The sequence below is a fragment of the Aerophototrophica crusticola genome (genome assembly GCF_012913305.1).
In the GTDB taxonomy this organism is placed as follows: Bacteria; Pseudomonadota; Alphaproteobacteria; order Azospirillales; family Azospirillaceae; genus Niveispirillum; species Niveispirillum crusticola.
This window is the reverse complement of the sequence record NZ_CP051775.1, coordinates 1004862-1020247: the sequence shown is the minus strand read 5'-3', so window position 1 is coordinate 1020247 and position 15386 is coordinate 1004862. Positions and strand designations below refer to the sequence as shown.

The window sequence follows — 15386 nt, the reverse complement described above, 5'->3', positions numbered from 1 at the left end:
TCGGGGCCATCAGGGAACATGCACATGGCGAGGCGGGGCTCGGCGGCGCGGCGGTTGCCGCAGGGGGCGGAGGTACAGCCCGGCGGCGGGGTGCATTTCCGTATCTGGGCGCCCGACCGGTCCCGCGTGGCCCTGCGGTTGGAGTACGGGGCGGAACTGCCGCTGAACCCTGAGGGGGACGGATTCTTCGCCGCCCTGGTACCGGAAGCCAAGCCCGGCAGCCGCTACAAATACTGCCTGGACGGCGGTGACTACCTCTACCCCGACCCCATGTCCCGCTTCCAGCCGGACGGTCCCCACGGCCCGTCGCAGGTGGTGGACCCCGCCAGCTTCCAATGGACCGACCACGGCTGGGAGGGTGTCCGGCGGGAGGGCATGGTCCTTTATGAGATGCATGTGGGCACCTTCACGCCGGAGGGCACCTGGGACGCCGCCATCGGGCGGCTGGAGGAACTGCGCGACCTGGGCGTCACCTGCCTGGAGGTGATGCCGGTGGCGGACTTCGCCGGCAGCTTCGGCTGGGGCTATGACGGGGTGAACCTGTTCGCGCCCACCCGGCTTTACGGGTCGCCCGACGACTTCCGCCGCTTCGTGGACCGGGCGCACGGGTTGGGCCTGGGGGTGATCCTGGATGTGGTCTACAACCATTTCGGCCCTGACGGGAACTACCTGTCCCAGTTCGCCAAGTCCTATTTCAGCGACCGGTACGAGAACGAGTGGGGCGACGCCCTGAATTTCGACGGGCCCGACAGCGGGCCGGTGCGCGACTACATGGTATCGAACGCCCGCTACTGGGTGGAGGAGTTCCACCTGGACGGGCTGCGCCTGGACGCCACCCAGCAGATCTTCGACGCCAGCACCCCCCACATCATCGCCGAGGTCGCGGCGGCGGTGCGGGAGGCGGGAGGCGAGCGCGGCACCTTCATCGTGGGGGAGAACGAACCGCAGGAACTGCGCCAGGTCCTGCCGCGGGACCAGGGCGGCCATGGGCTGGACGCCCTGTGGAACGACGACCTCCACCACACGGCCATCGTCGCCCTGACCGGCCGGCGTGAGGCCTATTACAAGGATTACCGGGGCAGCCCGCAGGAATTCGTCTCCGCCGCCAAATACGGCTTCCTCTATACCGGGCAGCACTATGTCTGGCAGGGCAAGCGGCGCGGCAGCAACATCTTCGGCCAGCCCCAGGCGGCCATGGTGTCCTTCCTGCAGAACCATGACCAGGTGGCGAACTCCGCCCGCGGCTGGCGGATCGACCGGTTGACCGGGCCGGGGCAGTTGCGGGCCATGACCGCCTACATGCTGCTGATCCCCGCCACGCCCATGCTGTTCCAGGGGCAGGAGTTCAGGGCGAGCACCCCCTTCCATTACTTCGCCGACCATTCGGGCGACCTGGCCAAGGCCGTGCGCCGCGGCCGGCGGGAGTTCCTGAACCAGTTCCAGTCCATAGCCCACAGCGAGGTGAAGGAAGAGCTGTGCGACCCCGCCGACCGCCAGACCTTCGAGGCCTGCAAGCTGGACCATGGGGAGCGGGAGACCAACGCAGAGTGGCTGGCCCTGCACCACGACCTGCTGGCCCTGCGGCGGGAGGACCCGGTGTTTCGCCGCCAGGACGCCAGCGTGCTGGACGGATCGGTGCTGGCGCCCGAATGCTTTGTCCTGCGCTGGTTCGGGCCGGAGGGGGACCGCGTGCTGCTGGTGAACCTGGGCCCGGACCTGCACCTGTCCCCCGCCCCCGAGCCCCTGCTGGGCGCCCCCACCCGCGCCGGCTGGTGCCATTGCTGGTCCAGCGAGGACCCCAGATATGGCGGCCTGGGCTATTCCCCCGTGGAGCAGGAGGACGGCTGGCACATCCCCGGCCGGGCGGCGGTGGTGCTGGTGCCGGCAGAGGGGCAAGGCGCGTAAAGCGACACTTTACACTCACGCGTGCCCATGCGACCATCACCGCATGATCCGCGATTTTCGGAACAAGGTGTTGAAGCAGTTCTGGGACACCGGGGATCCACGGCGTCTGCCGGTTGAAAACCGTGAGCGCGTCCGTCGCCAACTGTTGGCCCTGGACGCGGCCGGCCGCCCGGAGGACATGAACCTTCCCGGCTATAGGTTCCACGGCCTGCATGGGAAGCCGAAGCGTTGGTCGGTCTGGGTGAGCGGCAACTACCGGCTGACTTTCGGGTGGGACGGTGCCGACGCCGTCGACGTGGATATCGAGGATTACCATTGACCGGAGCCCGGCCATGACCGCCTTGCCCCCCATGCATCCCGGCGAACTGCTGCGGGAGGACATCCTGCCCGCCCTCGGCAAGCCGGTATCGGATGTCGCCGCCCTGCTGGGCGTGTCCCGCCAAGCGCTGCATGGGCTGTTGGCGGAGAAGGCGGCGGTGACCCCCGCCATGGCCCTGCGCCTGGGCAAGCTGTGCGGCAACGGGCCGGACCTCTGGCTGACTCTCCAGGCCCGGCATGACTTGGCCAGACTTCGGCGGGAGATGGCGGCGGAGATCGAGCGCATCCCGACGCTGGACGCCGCCTGACACCTCCATCGACCCCGGTGGCACCGGGTGCTTGAGGCTTCAACTCATGCACCCGGAGGCCGGCGACCGCCGGCCCGCGGGCTCGTGCCCGCGTGAGCCAAGCCGCCGGATGGCGGCGCCCGGCGCCTGAGGGGCCGTTGATCGGTCACGATCAACGGCGGCGCGCATAGAGTGACATTCCGTGCCCTACCCCGTGTGGGGTCCCCGCGTCCAACGCAATCGTGTTATGAGGCACTCCGATCCATCGGCCGAAGGCGCTATATGAAACGCGCCTGTCATGAACCGGAGCCCTGGCCTTGGCCCGAGCCAACACCCGCTATGTCTGCCAGAACTGCGGCGCCAGCTTTCCCAAATGGGCGGGCAAGTGCGAGGCCTGCGGCGAGTGGAACACGCTGGTGGAGGAGCAGGCCGCCGAATCCGTGCCGAAAGGCCTAGGCAAGGCGTCCGGGAAGCGGATCGAGTTCGTGCCCTTGTCCGGCGTGTCCAGCGACGCGCCGCGGCGCATGACCCACATCCAGGAATTCGACCGGGTCTGCGGCGGCGGCCTCGTCCACGGCTCGGCCCTGCTGATCGGCGGCGACCCGGGCATCGGCAAGTCCACCCTGCTGCTGCAGGTCACGGCCTGCCTTGCGCAGGAGGTGCGCTGCGCCTATATCAGCGGTGAGGAGGCGGTGGACCAGGTACGCATGCGCGCCGCCCGCCTGGGCCTTGTCAACGCGCCGGTGGAGTTGGCCTCCGCCACCAACGTGCGCGACATCGTCGCCAGCCTGGACACGGCGGAGGGGCCGCGGGTGGCGGTGATCGACTCCATCCAGACCATGTATGTGGACACGCTGGACAGCGCGCCGGGCACCGTTGCCCAGGTGCGGGCCAGCGCGTCGGAACTGATCCGCGTCGCCAAGCGCCGGGGCATCACCCTGCTGATCGTCGGCCACGTCACCAAGGACGGCCAGATCGCCGGCCCCCGCGTGCTGGAGCACATGGTGGACACGGTCCTGTACTTCGAGGGCGAGCGCGGCCACCAGTTCCGCATCCTGCGCGCCGTGAAGAACCGATTCGGCCCGACGGATGAGATCGGCGTGTTCGAGATGGGCGAGGACGGCCTTGTGGAGGTCACCAACCCGTCGGAGCTGTTCCTGGCCGACCGCCGCGGCGACATCACCGGCACCGCCGTCTTCGCCGGGCTGGAGGGCACGCGGCCCGTGCTGGTGGAGGTGCAGGCGCTGGTAGCCCCCTCCCCCCTGGGCACGCCGCGGCGGGCTGTGGTGGGCTGGGACTCGGCGCGCCTCGCCATGGTGCTGGCGGTGCTGGAGGCGCGCTGCGGCGTCGCCATCGGCGCCAACGACGTGTATCTGAGCGTCGCCGGCGGGCTGAAGGTGACGGAGCCGGCCGCCGACCTGGCCGTGGCCGCCGCCCTGGTCAGCAGCCTGACGGGGGAGCCGGTTCCGGCCGACGCCGTGGTGTTCGGGGAGATCGGCCTGTCGGGGGAGGTGCGCGCCGTGAGCCAGACCGACCAGCGCCTGAAGGAGGCCGCGAAGCTGGGCTTCGGCCGCGCCCTGATGCCGTCGCCCCGCCGGTCGCGCGGGAATGCCGGCGACGACGGGCTGAAGCGGCTGGAGCTGGACCAGTTGTCGGACCTGCTGCCGCTGTTCCAGCCGGGCAACGTGCCGCCGCGGGCGCCGGCCCGGGTGAAGGGGTAAGGCGATGGACGGGAACGGCCTGAACCCCGTGGACGTGGCGGTCATCGTCATCGTCCTGTTGTCCGCCCTCATGGCCTTCGCCCGCGGCTTCGCGCGGGAGGTGCTGTCCATCGCCGCCTGGATCGGCGCCGCCTTCGCCACCCTTTGGGCCTTTCCCCACGCGGCCCCTGTCGCCCGCCAGTACATCGGCACCCAGATCATCGCCGACGGCGCCGCCGTGCTGGGCGTGTTCACGGTGGCCCTGATCGCCTTTTCCATGCTGACCCATGCCGTGTCCGGCCGGGTGCAGGACAGCGGCCTGTCCGCCATCGACCGGAGCCTGGGCTTCGCCTTCGGCGCCGTGCGCGGGGCGGCGGTGGTCAGCCTGGCCTTCATGTTCAGCCAGTGGCTCTGGCCCGACACGCCGCCGGACTGGCTGGCCAATGCCCGTACCCGGCCCCTGATGGCCGCGGGGGCGGAGACAATCCGCGGCCTGTTGCCGGACACCACCCTGGACCCCGCCCAGCGCGCGGCGCGGGAGGCGCAGGAGCAGGCCCGGCGCGCCATGGAAGCCAAACAGGCCCTGGAACGCCTGTCCAACCCCGCCCCAGCCGGGGCGACCAAGGCGGGTGCGCCCGCCGCGGATCAGGGTTATAACGGCGAGGCGCTGGGCCGGCTCGACCAGTTGATCAAGAACACCGATACCCCCGACCCCCAGGCCCCCCAGCCCACCCCGGCCGGACGATAGGCCTGGCCCCGACGTCCCAGCATGGAAGGCAGACCGCCGATGCTCACCACCCACCCCTTCGATGACGACAAGCTCCGCGAGGAGTGCGGCGTGTTCGGCGTGCTCGGCCCCTTGGACGCGGCGGCACTGGTGGCGCTGGGCCTGCACGCCCTGCAGCACCGCGGGCAGGAAGCGGCGGGCATCGTCAGCTTCGACGGGCGCGACTTCCCCAGCCACCGCGCCCTGGGCCAGGTGGGCGACATCTTCGGCTCCGAGGCCGTGATGCGGAGCCTGAAGGGCAACGCCGCCATCGGCCATGTGCGCTACGCCACCACCGGTGAGACGGCGGTGCGCAACGTGCAGCCCCTGTATGCGGAGTTCGAGTTCGGCGGCTTCGCCCTGGCGCACAACGGCAACCTGACCAATGCCCTGATGCTGCGGCGGCAGCTCGTGCGGCGCGGCTGCCTGTTCCAGTCCACCACGGATACGGAGACCATCATCCACCTGATGGCCACCGCCCGCGGCGGCAACGTCATCGACCGTCTGGTGGAGGCGCTGCGGCAAGTAGAGGGCGCCTACAGCCTGGTCTGCCTGGGCAAGGACCAGGTGATCGGCGTGCGCGACCCGTCCGGCGTGCGCCCCCTGGTGCTGGGCATGCTGGGGGAGCACCCGGTGCTGGCGTCGGAGACCGTGGCCCTGGACATCATCGGCGCCGAGTACATCCGCGACGTGGCGCCGGGTGAGATGGTGGTGCTGGAGGCCGGCCAGGTGCAGTCCCTGCGCCCCTTCCAGTCCGCCCCGTCCAAGTTCTGCATCTTCGAGTACATCTACTTCGCCCGGCCCGACAGCTTCATGGAGGGCCACTCCGTCTACGAAGTGCGCAAGAAGATCGGCGCGCAGCTCGCCATCGAGAGCAACGTGGACGCGGACATCGTCATCCCCGTGCCGGACAGCGGCGTGCCCGCGGCGCTGGGCTATGCGGAGGAGAGCGGCATCTCCTTCGACCTGGGCATCATCCGGAACCACTATGTGGGCCGCACCTTCATCCAGCCGACCGACAAAATCCGCCGGCTGGGCGTGAAGCTGAAGCACAACGCCAACCGCGCCTATATCCAGGGCAAGCGCGTGATCCTGGTGGACGACAGCATCGTCCGCGGGACCACCAGCGTGAAGATCGTGGAGATGATGCGCGACGCCGGCGCCAAGGAGGTGCACATGCGCATCTCCAGCCCGCCCACCAGCCATAGCTGCTTCTACGGCATCGACACGCCGGAGAAGGAGAAGCTGCTGGCCCACAAGCTGAGCGTGGAGGAGATGCGGCGCTTCATCGGTGCCGACAGCCTGGCCTTCATCAGCCTGGACGGCCTTTACAAGGCCCTGGGCCACGCCAAGCGCGATGCCGGGGCCCAGTACTGTGACGCCTGCTTCACCGGCGACTACCCCATCCCCCTGACCGACTTCGAGGCCCCCCGGCCCGCGGACGTGCACCAGTTGGCGGAGCGGCGGGCTTGACGGCCGTCCCCGTAGGTCGGATTAGCGGGCGCAAGCCCGCGTAATCCGACTGCCTACCCCTATCAGAGACGTCGGATTACGGTGCTGCGCACCTAATCCGACCTACAAAGAAGAATCCGGATCCCATCATGACCACCCCCTCCCCCACCGGCCGCCTGACCGGCCGTGTCGCGCTCGTCACCGGCGCTTCCCGCGGCATCGGGGCCGCCGTCGCGGAGCGGCTGGCCGCGGAAGGCGCGCATGTGGTGCTGGTGGCCCGCACCGTTGGCGGGCTGGAGGAGGTGGACGATCGGGTCAAGGCCGTGGGCGGCAGCGCCACGCTGGTGCCGCAGGACCTGATGGACGGGGCCAAGCTGGACAGCCTGGGCCCGGCGATCTATGAGCGGTTCGGGCGCTTGGACGTGTTCGTCCACGCGGCGGGCCAGCTCGGCACCATCGGCCCGCTGGCCCATGCGGACCCCAAGGATTGGGACCGGGTGTTCGGCGTGGGCGTCACGGCTACCATGCGCCTGGTGCGTACCGTGGACCCGCTGCTGCGCCGGTCCGACGCCGGCCGCGCCGTGCTGCTGACCGACAGGGTGGGCCGCCAGCCCACCGCCTATTGGAGCGCCTATGCCGCCTCCAAGGCCGCCCTGGACATGATGGGGCGCATGTGGGCCGCGGAAACGCTGGAGACCAGCCTGCGGGTGAACCTGGTGGACCCCGGCCCGGTGGCGACCAAGCTGCGGGAAAAGGCCTTCCCCGGGGAGGACGCGAAGACCCTGCGCACCCCGGCGGAGGTCGCCCCGTCCATCATCGAATTCTGCATGCCCGCGTGTGCTTTGCACGGCGAGCTGATCGACCTTAACCCGGCGTGACCACCGTCACAGCGGGGCCGGGGCCAGGGGATTAGTTTCGCCTTACTGATCGTTCCCCGCTCAGTCGGTACCGGTCCGGCACGTCTCCCCTCCCTTACCCTGCCGGTCCGGTCACTCGTACGACTTCAAGCCCCGCCAGGTCCCCACCGGCGGGGCTTTTCTTTTCGGGGGTGTCAATCCATCGGCAGCGGCTCGGGCGCCTTGGTGCGCATGGTGACGAACTCCTCCGCCGCGGTGGGGTGAAGGCCGATTGTCTGGTCGAAGGTCTGCTTGGTGGCCCCGGCGTTCATGGCCACGGCGACGGCCTGGATCATCTCCGGCGTGTCGGCGCCCACCATGTGCACGCCAATGACCCTCTGGCTTTCCCGCTCCACCACCAGCTTCATCAGGGTGCGCTGCTCACGGCCGGCCATGGCGTTGCGCATGGGCTTGAAGTTGGTGCGGTAGACGTCCACCGGGATGCCCTTGGCCCGCGCCTCCTCCTCCGGCATGCCCACCGTGGCGACGGGGGGGATGGAAAAGACGGCGGTCGGGATGTTGTCATAGTTCACCGCCCGGTCCGGCATCTTGCCGAACAGCCGGTCCGCCAACACATGGCCCTCCCCCAGGGCGACGGGGGTCAGGTTGATGCGGTTGGTCACGTCGCCCAGGGCGTACACGCCGGGCGCGGTGGTCTGGTAGTCCGCGTCCACCCGGATGGCGCCCTTGTCGTCCAGCTCGACGCCCACCGTCTCGAGGCCCAGGTCCGCCGTGTGGGGCCGGCGGCCGATGGCGTAGAGCACGGCGTCCGCCTCAAGCTCCCGCCCGTCCGACAGGCTGACCATCAGGCAATCGCCGGACTTTTCGATCCGGCTGATGATGGTGTTGAAGCGCAGGTTGATGCCGGACTTGACCAGCTCCTCCCCCAGGAACTCCCGCACGTCACGGTCGAAGCCGCGCAGGATTTGCTTGCCGCGGTAGAGCTGCGTCACCTCCGCGCCCAGGCCGTTGAAGACGCAGGCGAACTCCGTCGCGATATAGCCGCCGCCCGCCACGATCAGGCGCTTGGGGAACTTCGGGAGCGAGAACATCTCGTTGGATGTCAGGCCATATTCCTGCGCCCCCGGCTGGTCCGGCAGCTCCGGCCAGCCGCCCACGGCCACCAGGATGTGCTCCGCCGTCACGGTCTGGCCGTTGATGCTGATGGTGTTGGGGCCGGCGATGCGGGCGCGGCCCTCGAAGATGGTGCAGCCCGCCCCTTCCAGCAGGCGGCGGTAGATGCCGTTGAGGCGGCCCACCTCCCCCGCCACGTTGGCCTTCAGCCGCTCCCAGTCCAGGGTGGGCTTCTGCGGCACGTCCCAGCCGAAGCCGGCGGCATCCTCGAAGTCGTGGCCGAAATGGGCGGCGAAGACCAACAGCTTCTTCGGCACGCAGCCCACGTTCACGCAGGTGCCGCCGAAGTAGCGCTCCTCCGCGATGGCGACCCTTGCGCCGTGCTGCCCTGCGATCCGGGCCGCCCGCACGCCGCCGGAACCGGCCCCGATCACGAACAGGTCATAGTCGAAGCGCGCCATCGCCGATCCTCCGTTGCCGCCCGGGACACCGGGCCATTCACCCTGGGGTAAATGGGGTGTGCCACGGACGGGGGCATGGGGTCCAGCGTCGGCCCAGCCATGCCCCGAACGGGTACGCCGCCGACCGGGGGCCTATGCCCCGGCCGGCGGCGCGGACGGGCGATTAAGGGAAATTGCCCCGGTCAGGCGTCGGCGATGGCGGGGGCCTTGCGGCGTTCCAGGATCTGGCGGACGGTGTCCTTCACGCGGGTGGGGTCCAGGGGCTTCTGCATCAGGGGCAGGTTGATGCCTTCCCCGTCATCCTCCAGCCGCCAGCCGGTCATCAGCAGGACGTCCAGCTTCAGGAAGTCGCGCATCTCCTTGGCGGCGGCCAACCCGTCCGTACCCTTCGCAAGGCGGACATCCACCAGCGCCACGTCGGGGCGGTGGTAATCGGCCAGGGCGACGGCCCGAGGGGCCGTGGAGGCGAGGCCGCAAATCTCACACCCCATGTCCGACAGGACGTTCTGGAGCATGAGGGCGGTGACGGCGTCATCCTCGACGATCAGTACGCGCGGCTGTGCGGGCATGGTCCCCTCGCGGTGCGTGGTGTGCGGTCAGGCGCAGTACAAACACGTTTAATGTCCGGTTGGGGTGCGTTGCGGTCACGCGGGCATTCGGCGGTCCACTTCGGGGATCATGTTGCGCTGGCGAAAGGGGTATCCATGCCCCTGTTGGGTCGCGCGCGGCAAGAAAGGGCACGCGGTCCGTGGAAGGGGCAGCAGGTTGAGGCATCCGGAGGCAGATACATGATCGTCACCGTCACCGCCCTGGGCTCCCGCGGCGACGTGCAGCCCTTCGCCGCCTTGGCCGTGGCGCTGGCCGGGCGCGGGCATGAGGTGCGGCTGGTCACCCACGCGCAGTTCGAGGGGCTGGTGGCGGGCCGGGGCGTCACGCTGCACCCTGTCACCGGCAACATCCAGGACGACCTGGACAGCGAGGCCGGCCGGCGCATGTTCGACGAGGGGGCGAGCCCCGTCGCCGTGGCTGGCGCCATGCGCGACATGGTGAAGAGATACGCCTCCGAATGGGCCCTGATCGGGCGGGAGGCCAGCCGTGGGGCGGACGTGCTGGTGCCCGGCGGCGGCTCCGCCCTGACCGCCACGGCCGTGTCGGAGGCCTGGGGCATCCCCTATGTCGCCGCCTACCCGCAGCCCCTATACCCCACGTCAGCCTTTCCCAGCCCCTTGGTGCCACCGCCCAGGCGCCCCCTGCCGGGGCTGGCCTACAAGCTGCAACACCATGTGCTGGGCCAGTTCTTCTGGCAGATGATGCGGCCCGGCACGAACCTGGGCCGCCAAGCCGCCTTCGGGTTGGGGCCGGAGCCCTTCTTCGGGCCGTTCGGGCGGATGCGGCGCGAGAAACGGCCGATCCTGATGTGCTACAGCCGCCATGTGGTGCCGGTGCCGACGGACTGGCCGAACCATGTCCATGTGACCGGTTATTGGTGGTTGGAGGAACCGTCCTGGACCCTGCCGCCGGAGCTGGCTCGCTTCCTGGAGTCCGGCCCTCCGCCGGTCTATGTGGGTTTCGGCAGCATGAAGCCGAGGGACCCGAAGGCCACCACCGACCTGCTGCTCGCCGCCATTGGGAAGGCCGGCTGCCGGGCCGTGCTGGCCAGCGGTTGGGGCGGGCTGGGGGCCGCGGACCTTCCGGACACCGTGTTCCCCCTGGCGGCCGCGCCCCACGGCCAGCTTTTCCCCCACATGGCCGCCATCGTCCACCATGGCGGGGCCGGGACGACCGGGGCGACGGTACGGTCCGGCAAGCCGGGGGTGCATGTCCCTTTCCTGGCCGACCAGTTCTTCTGGGCCTGGCGGACGGGGCAACTGGGCATCAGCGGCGGCAGCGTCCCCTATCGCAGCCTGGACGCGGACACCCTGGCTGCCGCCATCCGGCGGGCGCTGGATGACCAAGGAATCCGCGCCCGCGCCGCGGCGCTGGGGGAGAAGGTGCGGGCGGAGGACGGGCTGGGCGAGGCGGTCCGGGTGGTGGAGGCGGTGGCGGGGGCGAGGCGGGCGGCGTGAGCGTCGTAGGTCGGATTAGCGGCCGTGGCCGCGTAATCCGACGGCTTCACCGTCGGCCGTCGGATTACGGCGCTGGCGCGCCTAATCCGACCTACAGGCGGCCTACTTCACCCCGCCCATCAGCAGGTACTTGATCTCCAGGTAATCCTCGATCCCGTACTTGCTGCCCTCGCGGCCGATGCCGCTTTCCTTGACGCCGCCGAAGGGGGCGACCTCGGTGGAGATGATGCCCTCGTTGATGCCGACGATGCCGTATTCCAGGCTCTCCGCCACCCGCCAGACCCGGCCGATGTCGCGGCTGTAGAAATAGGCGGCGAGGCCGAACTCCGTGTCGTTGGCCATACGGATGGCCTCGGCCTCGTCCTTGAACTTGAACAGGGGCGCCAGGGGGCCGAAGGTTTCCTCCCGCGCCACCTTCATGTCGGTGGTGACGTCGGTCAGGATGGTGGGCTCGAAGAAGCTGCCGCCCAGGCCGTGACGCTTGCCGCCCAGGGCGATCCTGGCGCCCTTGGACAGGGCGTCCTGGATGTGCTCCTCAACCTTCTCCACGGCGGCCGAGTCGATCAGGGGGCCGAGCAGCACGCCCTCCTCCGCCCCGTTGCCCACCTTCATGGCGCGCACCGCCTCCCCCAGCTTGCTCGTGAAGGCGTCATACACGCCCTCCTGCACCAGGATGCGGTTGGCGCAGACGCAGGTCTGGCCGGCGTTGCGGTATTTGGAGGCGATGGCGCCCTTGACGGCGGCGTCCAGGTCCGCGTCGTCGAAGACGATGAAGGGGGCGTTGCCGCCCAACTCCATGCTGACCTTCTTCACCGTGCCGGCGCATTGCTGCATCAGCACCTTGCCGATCTCCGTGGAGCCGGTGAAGGACAGCTTGCGGACGATGGGGTTGCCGGTCATCTCCCCGCCGATGGCGCGGGCGGAGCCGGTGACGACGGAGATCACCCCCTTGGGCACGCCCGCCCGCTCCGCCAGCACGGCCATGGCGAAGGCGCTGTAGGGGGTGGCGGTGGCGGGCTTGATCACCATGGGGCAGCCGGCAGCCAGCGCCGGGCCGGCCTTGCGGGTGATCATGGCGGCGGGGAAGTTCCAGGGCGTGATGGCGGCGGTGACGCCGATGGGCTCCTTCACTACCACGATGCGGGCATCGGCCTTGAAGGTGGGGATCACGTCGCCATAGACGCGCTTGCCCTCCTCCGCGAACCATTCCAGGAAGTTGGCGGCATAGAGGATCTCCCCCCGGCTCTCGGTCAGGGGCTTGCCTTGCTCCGCCGTCATGATTCGGGCCAGGTCTTCCTGGTTCGCCAGCATCAGCTCGAACCATTTGCGCAGGATGCCGGCCCGCTCCTTGGCGGTCTTGGCACGCCAAGCGGGCCAAGCCGCGTTCGCCGCCTCGATGGCGCGCCGGGTCTCCTCCGCACCCATGTCGGGGATGGTGCCCAGCGTCTCCCCCGTCGCCGGGTTGGTGACGGGGATGGTCTTGCCGCTGTCGGCGTCCACCCACTCGCCGGCCACGAAGCCCTGCTGCCGGAACAGGCCAGGGTCCTTCAGGCCGAGGGCGGTGGGCGTATCCTTCACGTGCTGGTCCATGGCGCTTCTTCCCAGGTTCCGGTTTTGGCCGGCACCTTAACCCCTGGGAGACGCTGCTGGAACCCCCGACGGTTGCGCAAGGCAGACCGTCGGGGCGATCACCCCTTCTTGGCCGCCTTGGCCGCCTTCTCCGCCTTCTTGCGGTCCCGGAAGCGGGCGGCGGCGCCTTCCTTGACCTCTTGCGGCACCCGGCTGATGGCCATGGAGTTGGTGGTGACGGTGCGGGTCACGGTGGTCGCGGCGGCCACATAGGCGCCGTCTTCCAGGGTCACCGGCGCCACCAGGGTGCTGTTGCTGCCCACGAAGACGCCATCGCCGATGGTGGTGCGGTGCTTCAGGAAGCCGTCATAGTTGCAGGTGATCGTCCCGGCACCGATGTTGCTGCCCGACCCGATGTCGCTGTCGCCCAGATAGGCCAGGTGATTGGCCTTTGAGCCCTTGCCCAGGGTGGTGTTCTTCAACTCCACGAAGTTGCCGATATGGCAGCCCTCCTCCACCACCGTGCCGGGACGCAGGCGGGCGAAGGGGCCGATCTCCGCGCCCGCCGCCATGCGCACGCCCTCGAAGTGGCAGAAGGGCTTGATGGTGACGTTGTCGCCCACCTCGACCCCCGGCCCGAACACCACGTTCTGGCCGACGACCACGTCCCGGCCCAGCTTCGTGTCGGCGGAGAAATAGGTCGTCGCCGGGTCCAGCAGGGTGGCGCCGTTGTCCATGGCGGCCTTGCGCAGCCGGTCCTGGAAGATGCGCTCGATCCCCGCCAGCTCGGCGCGCGAGTTGACGCCGATGGCATCCTCCACCGGCCCCTCCACCACGGCGCAGGCCCAGCCCTTGGAACGGGCCACGGCCACCGCGTCGGTCAGGTAGTACTCGCCCTTGGCGTTGTCGTTGCCGATCCCGTCGACCAGGGTCCAGAGCCGGGCCCCGTCGAATGCCATGAAGCCGGCGTTGCACAGGGTGATGGCCCGCTGCTCCGGCGTGGCGTCAAGGAACTCGACGATGGCGTCCAGGCCGCCGTCGGCCCCCACCACCAGCCGCCCATAGGCGCCGGGATCGGCGGGCCGCATGCCCATGACCACCACGGCGGCGTCCTTCTCCGCCCGTGCGGTCACCATGGCCCGCAACACCTCCGCCCGGATCAGCGGCGTGTCGCCATAGAGGACGATCACGTCGCCCTGGAAACCCTCCAGCTCCCCCCGCGCGGCGGCGACGGCGTCGCCGGTGCCGCGCTGGTTCACCTGCACCACGGTGGGGTGCGGGGCGACGGCGGCGGCCACGTTGTCCATGCCGGGGCCGACCACCACCACCACCTTGTCGGGCGACAGGCTCAGCGCCGTGTCGACCACATGGTTGACCATGGGCTTGCCGCCCAAGGGGTGCAGCACCTTCGGCAAGGCGGACTTCATCCGGGTACCCTTGCCGGCCGCAAGGATGACGCAGGCGAGTGGACGGTGGCTCATGGGGCGGGGCACGTGCATTGTTGGATGGCGGGAACGGCCTAGGTGCCATATCACCCGTTCGGAGACCACGCAAACGTTGGTGACCTTGCCATGACCAGCACCGCCCTGCGCCGCTTCCCGGTCCTTGTTTTCGACTTCGACGGGACCCTGATCGACAGCGCGCCGGAGATCGGCGAGGGGCTGAACCACCTGCTGGCGGAGCATGGGCGCCCGCCGGTGACCGACTCGCAGATCCGCATGTTCATCGGCGACGGCGCCGCCCGGCTGGTGGAGCGGGGCTTCGAGGCGACGGGGGAGCCGCTGGCGCCGGGGGCGCTGCCGGGCGTGCTGGCCCGCTACCTGGAAATCTATGCCACCATCCCCACCGACCCGCACTGCATCTATCCCGGGGTCAGGGAAACGCTGGAGCGGTTGAAGACGGCGGGCCACCGGCTGGGCCTCGCCACCAACAAGCCCCAGGTGCTGACCCACAAGGTGCTGGGGGAGCTGGGGATGGGCGGGCTGCTGGACGCGGTCTGCGGCGGTGACACCCTGCCGGAACGCAAACCTTCGCCCAAGCCGCTGCTGTGGGTGGTGGAGCAGCTGGGCGGCACGCCGGACGGGGCCGTGATGACCGGCGACAACAAGAATGACGTGCTGGCCGCGCGGGCGGCGAGGATGCCGGTGGTGTCCGTGGCCTATGGCTACCCGCGCATGCCCCTGTCGGAGCTGGGCACGGACATCATCATCGACCGGTTCGACGAGTTGCCGGAGGCGTTGGAAAGGTTGGCGGCCTCGTAGGTCGGATTAGCGTCGCAGACGCGTAATCCAACGCCTGCGAAACCGAACTTTCGAATTCGCAAGTCCCGTCGGGCCGTCGGATTACGCGGCCGTTGGCCGCTAATCCGACCTACCTGGCCTCCGCCCGTTTTTCCCCGCCCACCCGCTCCAGCCTGGACAGGTGGACCACCACCTTGCCCAGGGGGAATCGCTTTCCAGGCGCACGGGCAGCGGCGGGCGGTCGGCCTGGGCCGGGGCGACCCAGAGGGTGACGTCGCGGGGGTTGCGGCGGCGCCCTTCCTCATCCCGGTCGCGGCGGGCGCGGTCCTCCTTCCAGCGGCCGGCCACGGGCTTGAAGTCGAGCCCGCAGGCCTGCGCCGGACCGGCGAAGACGGACAGGTCCGACTTGGCGATGTCCTCCGTCCCCTTGGGCGTGAAGGACAGGTCATAGCGCTGGCGGCCGTCATAGACGGGCACCGTGGCCTTGCAGCCCTGCCCCTGTGCCACCGCCTGCAGCACCACGACCACGGCGGACATGGGGTCCACCGTGTTGGGGCGGAGGTTCTCCGGCACGGGTTCCCGGTCCTTCTCCGGCGGGGGTCGGCGACGGTGACCTTGGGCAGGCCGTCGGCCGTATACTCCACCACCGTGT

The 15386-nt window shown here is 69.7% G+C and carries 14 protein-coding genes; 9 read left to right on the top strand and 5 right to left on the bottom strand.

Annotated elements, in window-relative coordinates; genetic code table 11:
• The first annotated feature begins 24 nt into the window (after positions 1-24).
• The 7 genes from treZ (at position 25) to HHL28_RS04900 (ending at position 7306) form a co-directional block, all read left to right on the top strand.
• Positions 25-1905 carry a malto-oligosyltrehalose trehalohydrolase gene (treZ, locus tag HHL28_RS04930; protein WP_075771546.1) on the top strand — a complete coding sequence of 627 codons (1881 nt, stop codon included), beginning with the start codon at positions 25-27 and terminating at the stop codon, positions 1903-1905.
• A 43-nt stretch (positions 1906-1948) separates the two neighbouring features.
• Positions 1949-2224 (top strand): type II toxin-antitoxin system RelE/ParE family toxin, encoded by a 276-nt coding sequence (locus HHL28_RS04925; protein ID WP_075771545.1) that lies wholly within the window; start codon positions 1949-1951, stop codon positions 2222-2224.
• A 13-nt stretch (positions 2225-2237) separates the two neighbouring features.
• Positions 2238-2531, top strand: coding sequence for a HigA family addiction module antitoxin (locus HHL28_RS04920; RefSeq protein WP_075771544.1), 294 nt, complete (start codon positions 2238-2240; stop codon positions 2529-2531).
• Between the two features lie 296 nt (positions 2532-2827).
• On the top strand, positions 2828-4231 hold the full coding sequence (radA, locus tag HHL28_RS04915; RefSeq protein ID WP_075771543.1) for a DNA repair protein RadA: 1404 nt from the start codon (positions 2828-2830) through the stop codon (positions 4229-4231).
• Between the two features lie 4 nt (positions 4232-4235).
• Positions 4236-4958, top strand: a complete 723-nt coding sequence (locus tag HHL28_RS04910; RefSeq protein WP_075771542.1) for a CvpA family protein — start codon at positions 4236-4238, stop codon at positions 4956-4958.
• Between the two features lie 39 nt (positions 4959-4997).
• Positions 4998-6449, top strand: coding sequence for an amidophosphoribosyltransferase (purF, locus tag HHL28_RS04905; RefSeq protein ID WP_075771541.1), 1452 nt, complete (start codon positions 4998-5000; stop codon positions 6447-6449).
• Positions 6450-6577: 128 nt separating this feature from the next.
• On the top strand, positions 6578-7306 hold the full coding sequence (locus HHL28_RS04900) for an SDR family NAD(P)-dependent oxidoreductase (protein ID WP_075771540.1): 729 nt from the start codon (positions 6578-6580) through the stop codon (positions 7304-7306).
• 173 nt (positions 7307-7479) lie between these two features.
• On the opposite strand, the gene gorA is transcribed toward HHL28_RS04900, so the two are convergent.
• Positions 7480-8859 (bottom strand): glutathione-disulfide reductase, encoded by a 1380-nt coding sequence (gene gorA / locus HHL28_RS04895; RefSeq protein ID WP_075771539.1) that lies wholly within the window; start codon positions 8857-8859, stop codon positions 7480-7482.
• Between the two features lie 182 nt (positions 8860-9041).
• Positions 9042-9428, bottom strand: coding sequence for a response regulator (locus HHL28_RS04890; protein WP_075771538.1), 387 nt, complete (start codon positions 9426-9428; stop codon positions 9042-9044).
• A gap of 219 nt (positions 9429-9647) precedes the next feature.
• Here HHL28_RS04890 and HHL28_RS04885 point away from each other — a divergent pair, with 219 nt between their 5' ends.
• A complete protein-coding gene (locus tag HHL28_RS04885) occupies positions 9648-10925 on the top strand; it encodes a glycosyltransferase (protein ID WP_075771537.1) in 1278 nt (425 codons plus the stop codon).
• Between the two features lie 102 nt (positions 10926-11027).
• On the opposite strand, the gene gabD is transcribed toward HHL28_RS04885, so the two are convergent.
• Both gabD and glmU read right to left on the bottom strand, forming a co-directional pair.
• Positions 11028-12515, bottom strand: a complete 1488-nt coding sequence (gene gabD, locus HHL28_RS04880) for an NADP-dependent succinate-semialdehyde dehydrogenase (RefSeq protein ID WP_075771536.1) — start codon at positions 12513-12515, stop codon at positions 11028-11030.
• A 98-nt stretch (positions 12516-12613) separates the two neighbouring features.
• The gene (gene glmU, locus HHL28_RS04875; protein WP_075771581.1) at positions 12614-13975 is read right to left on the bottom strand and encodes a bifunctional UDP-N-acetylglucosamine diphosphorylase/glucosamine-1-phosphate N-acetyltransferase GlmU; all 1362 of its coding nucleotides are present in this window, start codon (positions 13973-13975) and stop codon (positions 12614-12616) included.
• Between the two features lie 90 nt (positions 13976-14065).
• Between glmU and gph the strand changes: the two genes are divergently transcribed.
• Positions 14066-14755, top strand: coding sequence for a phosphoglycolate phosphatase (gph, locus tag HHL28_RS04870; protein WP_075771535.1), 690 nt, complete (start codon positions 14066-14068; stop codon positions 14753-14755).
• A gap of 99 nt (positions 14756-14854) precedes the next feature.
• Here gph and HHL28_RS18355 read toward each other — a convergent pair whose 3' ends face one another.
• On the bottom strand, positions 14855-15307 hold the full coding sequence (locus tag HHL28_RS18355; RefSeq protein WP_404326539.1) for a DUF3108 domain-containing protein: 453 nt from the start codon (positions 15305-15307) through the stop codon (positions 14855-14857).
• Positions 15308-15386 lie beyond the last annotated feature (79 nt).